1 protein-coding gene is annotated in these 269 nt (G+C 32.7%); it reads left to right on the top strand.

Features of this window, described 5'->3' with window-relative positions; translation table 11 throughout:
- Positions 1 to 79: 79 nt before the first annotated feature.
- Positions 80 to 269 (top strand): hypothetical protein (locus tag H6A60_RS13195; protein WP_205105322.1); only part of this gene is annotated, 190 nt, incomplete at its 3' end.

Below are 269 nucleotides of genomic sequence, written 5' to 3'. Positions count from 1 at the left end.
GGTATCTTACATTTAGCTGTTTTTAGCAGCTAAATGTAAGATACCAATTACCACGCTAGAATTGATAATAAGCGACCTCGTGGAACTTGGCAAATTCGATCAAGTCTTATGGTCAGAAAATAAAATAATATGGTGCGAGGACTTTATAAAAAGTATTCAAGATGCTTATTTAAAAAGAAAATCAAAATGTATGACTTATCAAGGTTTATTATCACTTTTAGTGAGTTTAGGGGTACGGAAACCAAGTAAATTACCACCAAAGTCTGGAA

The sequence above is a fragment of the Sutterella massiliensis genome (assembly GCF_016899755.1).
GTDB lineage: Bacteria > Pseudomonadota > Gammaproteobacteria > Burkholderiales > Burkholderiaceae_F > Sutterella > Sutterella massiliensis.
Note: the sequence above shows the minus strand (reverse complement) of the source record. Positions and strands in the feature narration are given on the sequence as shown.